This is a genomic window from Roseomonas sp. TAS13 (genome assembly GCF_001950415.1).
In the GTDB taxonomy this organism is placed as follows: Bacteria; Pseudomonadota; Alphaproteobacteria; order Acetobacterales; family Acetobacteraceae; genus Roseomonas; species Roseomonas mucosa.
Genome location: NZ_BDLP01000266.1, coordinates 1 through 6137, shown reverse-complemented (window position 1 = coordinate 6137; position 6137 = coordinate 1). Strand labels below are relative to the sequence as shown.

Genomic DNA, 6137 nt, shown 5'->3' with positions numbered 1-6137 from the left:
GCGTAGATGTGATCAAGAGACAGGAGCGTGTCAGCATCGCCCGAGAGCGGCTCGCGGTCGAGGGAGCGGCACCAGCGTTCGTAGCCGCTCCAGGCGGAGCGGTAGGCGCGCCGGGTGCCGGGGCCGCGGGCGCGGGTGGCATAGACGGCGGCCTGGGCGGCGAGTTCGCGGAGTTCGGCCGCGCGCGAAGCACCGCCCGGCACCACGAGGTCGCCCAGCAGGGTGGTGTGCAGGACCAGACTGCCGTCCGCGGCCGGCGTTGCGGGTGAGGCGGGCGGGGTAGGGGAGCTGGCGCCGGTCATGGCGCGGCGAAGGGGTTGCGGATGGTCAGTTGCCCTTCGACCACCTGCCCGTCCTGCAGATCCTCGGAGAAGAGCGTGTCGCAGCCGGCCTCCAGGGCCGAGGCCAGGATCAAGGCATCGTAGATCGTGTAGCCCAGCCTCTCCGCCAGCCCAACGGCCGCCTCGTGCGTCGCGACGGTGAGCGGCCGGGGCGCCGGACAGAGAGTCCGGATGGCGGCCAGCGCCTGCATGACCTCGGGCCAGGGCCGGCGTAGCTTGCGGCGGGCGACGGCGGTGAACTCGTTGAGCACCTGGACGCTGACCAGGCCGCCCCGGGCCAGGAGGCCGCGCGCCGTCTCGGAACGCGGATCCGGCTGCAGGGCAGCGTAGAGCAGGATGTTGGTATCGAGGAAGGGCCGGTTCATCCGCCACGCTCGTTGGCTTCGTCGCGCGAGAAACGGAAGCCGTCGGGCAGGTGCCAGCCGAGACCGCGCAGCGCCTCGATCGCCTCGTCGCGGCGGCGGTCGCGGGCCACGCGGAAGGTGTGGGAGTCGGCCACCTCGATGGCGACCTCGTCGCCCTCGCGCAGGCCCAAAGCCTCGACCACGGCGGCGGGGAGGCGAACGGCGAGGCTGTTGCCCCAGCGGCTGACCTGCATGGCGATCTCCTAAGGATATACTTTGTGAATGGTATATCCTCCGTGCGGCGCGAGCAAGCTTTTCCGTCCGCAAATGGGGATTAGCGGACGGAAGGACGGGCGCTGGTTGCGGGGGTGGGACGCGGTCGCCGGGGGTGTTTGGCAGGGTGGCTGAGTAGCACAAGCAATACCCGGATATCAGTTTCAGAATACTTTATAAATTGCTGTTTTACCGTGTATCCTGGAAACGAAGACCTGAAGCTCAGAAGCCCCCTCCAGCGTCTTCGGACAGAGGTTTGTGCATGGCAGGCTGGGATGAGGATGAAGGTGATCCGGACGACGGCAGCACGCCGCTCTGGGCTGCGCGCCGGTCCGGACCGCCCCCGCCGGTGGTCACGCCCGAGCCCGCCCGGCTGCTGCGGCCCCTGGCCCGGGCCGAGGACCTGCTCTCGCGTCTCGACGCCCGCGCCGGGGCCGCTTCCGGGGCGTTGCGCGAGGGCCTGGTCGCCCGCCTGGCGCTCGCCGAGGCCGCCGCTTGGCTCACCCAGGCCGGCCTGCCCACCCACCCGCACGACCTTGGCCTGCGCGCCGCCGGCCTCACCGGCTCCTGGAGCGCCGCCTCCGACCTGCATCGCCTGGAGCGGGCCATGCCCGCCACCTGGGGTGGCCACGGTGGCGAGGTGGGCGCGGTCGCCGCCGAGCACCCGGTGGAGCAGGCGCTCGCCCTGGCCCGCCTGTTGACGCGGCTGCCGGTGTTCCGGACCGATCCACTGAATGAGGCGGAAAGGCTCGCCGCGGCGCTGCGGTTGCTGGGCGACACGGCTCGGCACGCCGCCCGCATCACCCCGCCAGAGTGGCGCGCAGCCGCAGGTAGGTGACTGTCAGGAAGCCCAGCCCCAGGGCAGCCAGTGCAGCCATCCGGCCTGCCACGACCTCCAGCCCCGCACCCCGGAAGAGGATGGCCTGGGCGATCGCAACGAACTGCGTCGTCGGAAGTACCTGTACGACGGACTGCAACCATGCTGGCATGCTTTCCAGCGGCGTCATGCTGCCCGAAAGCAGCATCATCAGGATGATGGCCGGCAGGGCCAACAGCCCGAACTGTCCGGTGGAGCTGGTCACGGTCGCCAGCAGCACGCCCAGTGCGGCGACCGAGACCTGGAACAGGACGGTGCACAGCACGAAGAGGAAGATGGAGCCCGCCACCGGCACGCCCAACAGGCCGCGCACCACCAGCAGCAGCGACAGCACGGCGGCACCGACGATCACCAATGCATTGGCGCCGATCTTGGCGAGCAGGATCTCCAGCGGTCCGACCGGCATGGCCAGGAGATGCTCCAAGGTTCCGTGCTCGCGCTCGCGCAGCAGGGCTGCGCCGGGCAGGATGATGGAGAGGATCAACGTGCTGTTCACGACCTGCATGACGGAGGTGAACCATTCCGGCTGGCTGTTCGGGTTGAAACGGGTGCGGATCACAAGATCCAGGGGCTCTGCCGCGCTGCCCAGTCGCTTCGCCACCTCCTGCTGCACGATCTGGCTGACATAGCTGGCGCCGTTGCCCGCCTGCGACATCGCCGTGGCATCCACATCCAGGGCGAGCGTCACCGGGTGGCCGGACAGCAGATCCGATTCGAAGCGTGGCGGGACCTGCAGAATGAAGGTGAAGCGGCCCGCATCCAGGCCAGGCCCTACCTCAGGCGCCATGATCGGGACCGCCGACTGGAACTGTGGTGGCAGCAGGGCCGCGGCGAGGCTGCGGGAAAGGTCGGAGCGGTCCTCGTCCAGCACTGCTACGGCAGCGTTGCGGACCTCCGTCTTCATGCCGGTGGCCACGGTATAGACCGCTACGGTGAAGGTATAGGCGAGCAAGACCAGGAGGACTGGATCGGCACCCAGCACCCGCAGTTCCTTCAGCCCCAGCCAGAGGATGTTGGACAGATGGCGCATGACGTCAGGGCTCCTGCTTGCGGAGCAGCAATGTGGCCGCGCCGATGAACAGCACCGCGAAACCCGCCAGCACCAGGTGGTTGTGCCATAGCTCTGCGAAGTGCAGCCCCTTGCTCATCGCACCGACCGAGATCTGCTGGAACCAACTGGCCGGAAAGGCAAGGCCGATGCCGAGTGCCGGACCGGTGAGGGAAGCAGCCGGTACCAGCAGGCCGGAGAAGTTCACCGCCGGTACGATGGAAAGGATGGCCGCGGCGAAGATTGCCGCCACCTGGCTGGAGACGAAGGCGGACACCAGCAACCCGAAGCCGGTGGAGGCCAGCACATAGAGCGCGGCGCCCATGGCCAGCGCGGGGCCGGAGCCCAGCACAGGCACGTCGAAGACCACGCGGGCGACGAACAGCAGCATGACGAAGCTGCTCAGGGCGACGGCGAAGTAGGGGATCTGCTTGCCGATCAGGAATTCCGGCGCCGTGACCGGTGTGGCGCGGAAGTTGGCGATGGCGCCGCTCTCCTTCTCCCGCACCACGCCGACGGCAGCGAGCATGGCCGGGACCAGCATCAGCATCAGCATGATCACGCCCGGCACGATGGCGACCGCGCTGCGAAAGGCCTGGTTGTAGTGGAAGCGTGGCTCCAGTGTCAGCAGATCGGGGCTGCGCGGCAGCGGCGAAAGCGCCTCCTGGTCGCGCAGCCAGGTCTGCGCCAGGCCCAGCACGTAGCTGCGCGCCGTTTCCGCGCGAAAGGGCATGGCGCCGTCGATGGCCACCGCCACCTCGGGCCGGTCGCCACGGCGAAGGTCGTGGCCGAAGCCCGGCGGTATCTCCACCGCCAGGGCGATCCCCGCCGCCCGCAGGCGCGCCTCGGCCGCGGCGGCGTCCGCCAGGGGTGGCTGTTCGGAGAAGTAGCGGGAGCCGGCGAAGCTTTCCAGCAGGCTGCGGCTTTCCGGTGTGCGATCCCCATCCAGCACGGCATAGGGCAGGTTCTCGACGTCGAAGGAGATGCCGAAGCCGAAGGCGATCGTCAGCAGCACCGGGCCGAGCAGGGCGAAGGCCAGCCGGATCGGGTCACGCAGCAGTTCCAGCGACTCACGCCAGGCGCAGGCCAGCAGGCGGCGGGGGTTGAAGAGCCAGGCGGCCCGACCTTGTGCGCCGGGCATGGGGGCCGGCAGATCCCCGCCCGCCTCGTCCGGTCCGGCGGCTTCCTCCAGCCAGCCGATGAAGGCCTCCTCCAGCGTGGCGGCATGGCGCTGCGCCACCAGTTCCGCCGGCGAACCCATGGCCAGGACGCGGCCGGCGTGTTGCAGCGAGATGCGATCGCAGCGCTCTGCCTCGTTCATGAAATGGGTTGAGATAAAGATCGTCACCTCCTGCTCGCGCGACAGGCGCAGCAGGTGGCGCCAGAACAGGTCGCGTGCCACCGGATCGACGCCCGAGGTCGGCTCGTCCAGGATCAACAGCTCCGGCTCGTGCACCACCGCGGCCGCGAGCTGAAGCCGCTGCCGCACGCCCAGCGGCAGGGATTCCGGCGCCGCATCGGCGACGTCCTCCAGGTCGAAGTCGTGCATCACCTGGGCCAGCCGCTTGGCGGCACGGTCGCGCGGCAGGTGGAAGAGATCGGCGTGCAGCTGGAGGTTCTGCCGCACCGTCAGCTCGCCGTAGAGGGAGAAGGACTGGGACATGTAGCCGACATGCCGTCGTGCGTCGCCGCCCGATCCGGGCCGCTGGCCGAGGATGCGCGCCTCGCCCTCGGTGGCGGGCAGCAGCCCGGTCAGCATGCGCATCGTCGTGCTCTTGCCCGAGCCGTTGGAACCTAGGAATCCGAAGATCTCGCCGCGCCGGACGCTGAGGTTCACATGGTCTACGGCCACGAAGTCACCGAACCGCCTGGTCAGCCCCTTCGCCTCGATCACCGGCGCCTCGCCAGGGTGCGGCGGGGGTGGCGGCGTGATGACCACGGGCTGATAGCCACGCCGCCGCTCCTCGGGCATCAGGGCGATGAAGGCTTCGTCCAGGTTCCGGCTACCGGTACGCTCCAGGATCGCTGCCGGGTTGCCGGTGGCGATCACCTTCCCCGCATCCATGGCCGCCAGCCAGTCGAAGCGCTGCGCTTCGTCCATGTAGGCGGTGGCGACCAGCACGCTCATCTGCGGGCGGCGTTCGCGCAGCCGGTCGATCAGCGTCCAGAACTGCCGGCGGGAGAGCGGGTCCACCCCTGTGGTCGGCTCGTCCAGGATCAGCAGGTCGGGGTCGCGCACCAGGGCGCAGCAGAGCGAGAGCTTCTGCTTCATCCCGCCCGAGAGCTTGCCGGCGGGCCGGTCCAGGAAGCGGGAAAGGCCGGTGGCGCGGGTCAGGCCCGCTATGCGCTGCCGCCGCTCCTGCGCGCCCTGGCCGAAGAGGCGGGCGAAGTAGTCGATGTTCTCGGCCACTGAAAGGGTCTGGTAGAGGTTCCGCCCCAGTCCCTGGGGCATATAGGCGATCCGCTGCCGCGCCCCGGTCAGCACCGACGGGTCGCGCAGGTCGCCGCCGAGGGCCACGATCTCCCCCTCCTGCGGCCGCCGCACGCCGGCGAGCAGGCCCAGCAGGGTGGATTTTCCTACCCCGTCCGGCCCGACCAGTCCGGCCATGACCCCGGCGGGGATATCGAGCGTCACCCGATCCAGCGCCGCGACGCTGCCGTAGTGGTGGCGGACGTCATGAAGTGACGCGACGGGCACCGCGGTCATGGCAGCCGGACCTGCAGCCGTTCCGGCCAGGGTTGCGTTGTGTCGAGCCGGACGAAGCCCAGGCCGCGCACGCCGGTCTTCACCTGCTCGATATGCGCCTGCAGCAGCGACGCCGGCAGGCGCAGCTTCACGCGGAACATGAGGTTCCCTCGTTCCTGCGCCGTCTCGACCTGGCGCGGCGTGAACTGCGCCTCGGGGGCCACGAAGCTGACGATCGCGGGCAGGACGTATTGCGGCACCGGGTCGAGGACGAGCCTGGCCTCCGCCCCATAGGCCAGGCGCCCAGCCTGCTCGGCAGGAAGGAAGACGATCATGGAGACGTCGCTCGGGTCGATCAGGGTCGCGACACGCCCCCCGGCCGCCACGACCTCTCCGCTGCGGAGGAGGCGATAGAGGACCCGGCCGGCGCGCGGCGCGGTCAGCACGGTGTCATCCAGCAGGGTGCGGACCTGGGCGGCGTTGGCCTGGGCGGCGGCGAGGGTGGCATCGGCCCGGCGCCTGCCCGCCGCGGCGGCGGTGACCGTCGCCTCGGCGACCTGCAGCGTGG

Annotated in this window: 7 protein-coding genes; 1 reads left to right on the top strand and 6 read right to left on the bottom strand. The window is 69.9% G+C overall.

Annotation, left to right across the window (positions count from 1 at the left end):
• From ROTAS13_RS17590 to ROTAS13_RS17580, 3 genes are all read right to left on the bottom strand, one after another.
• The coding region (locus tag ROTAS13_RS17590; protein ID WP_216348676.1) for a hypothetical protein at positions 1 to 302 on the bottom strand (302 nt) is incomplete at its 3' end.
• Positions 299 to 706, bottom strand: coding sequence for a PIN domain-containing protein (locus ROTAS13_RS17585; RefSeq protein WP_019463390.1), 408 nt, complete (start codon positions 704 to 706; stop codon positions 299 to 301). The genes ROTAS13_RS17585 and ROTAS13_RS17590, both read right to left, overlap by 4 nt.
• The gene (locus tag ROTAS13_RS17580) at positions 703 to 939 is read right to left on the bottom strand and encodes an AbrB/MazE/SpoVT family DNA-binding domain-containing protein (protein WP_019463391.1); all 237 of its coding nucleotides are present in this window, start codon (positions 937 to 939) and stop codon (positions 703 to 705) included. The genes ROTAS13_RS17585 and ROTAS13_RS17580 overlap by 4 nt, the downstream gene beginning before the upstream one ends.
• 281 nt (positions 940 to 1220) lie before the next feature.
• On the opposite strand from ROTAS13_RS17580, the gene ROTAS13_RS17575 reads away from it, so the two are divergent.
• Positions 1221 to 1796 carry a hypothetical protein gene (locus tag ROTAS13_RS17575; RefSeq protein WP_075822983.1) on the top strand — a complete coding sequence of 192 codons (576 nt, stop codon included), beginning with the start codon at positions 1221 to 1223 and terminating at the stop codon, positions 1794 to 1796.
• On the opposite strand, the gene ROTAS13_RS17570 is transcribed toward ROTAS13_RS17575, so the two are convergent.
• The 3 genes from ROTAS13_RS17570 to ROTAS13_RS17560 form a co-directional block, all read right to left on the bottom strand.
• Positions 1759 to 2865, bottom strand: coding sequence for an ABC transporter permease (locus ROTAS13_RS17570; protein ID WP_019462971.1), 1107 nt, complete (start codon positions 2863 to 2865; stop codon positions 1759 to 1761). The genes ROTAS13_RS17575 and ROTAS13_RS17570 overlap by 38 nt on opposite strands.
• A 4-nt stretch (positions 2866 to 2869) precedes the next feature.
• Positions 2870 to 5590 carry a ribosome-associated ATPase/putative transporter RbbA gene (gene rbbA, locus ROTAS13_RS17565; RefSeq protein WP_019462970.1) on the bottom strand — a complete coding sequence of 907 codons (2721 nt, stop codon included), beginning with the start codon at positions 5588 to 5590 and terminating at the stop codon, positions 2870 to 2872.
• Positions 5587 to 6137, bottom strand: a 551-nt coding sequence (locus ROTAS13_RS17560) for an HlyD family efflux transporter periplasmic adaptor subunit (protein WP_139323409.1), incomplete at its 5' end; no start/stop codon positions are given. The genes rbbA and ROTAS13_RS17560, both read right to left, overlap by 4 nt.

Excerpts from the sequence above, each read along its gene's own strand:
- ROTAS13_RS17580 (WP_019463391.1), bottom strand. The coding sequence starts at position 939 with ATGCAGGTCAGCCGCTGGGGCAACAGCCTCGCCGTTCGCCTCCCCGCC.
- ROTAS13_RS17570 (WP_019462971.1), bottom strand. The coding sequence starts at position 2,865 with ATGCGCCATCTGTCCAACATCCTCTGGCTGGGGCTGAAGGAACTGCGG.
- ROTAS13_RS17575 (WP_075822983.1), top strand. The coding sequence starts at position 1,221 with ATGGCAGGCTGGGATGAGGATGAAGGTGATCCGGACGACGGCAGCACG.
- rbbA (WP_019462970.1), bottom strand. The coding sequence starts at position 5,590 with ATGACCGCGGTGCCCGTCGCGTCACTTCATGACGTCCGCCACCACTAC.
- ROTAS13_RS17585 (WP_019463390.1), bottom strand. The coding sequence starts at position 706 with ATGAACCGGCCCTTCCTCGATACCAACATCCTGCTCTACGCTGCCCTG.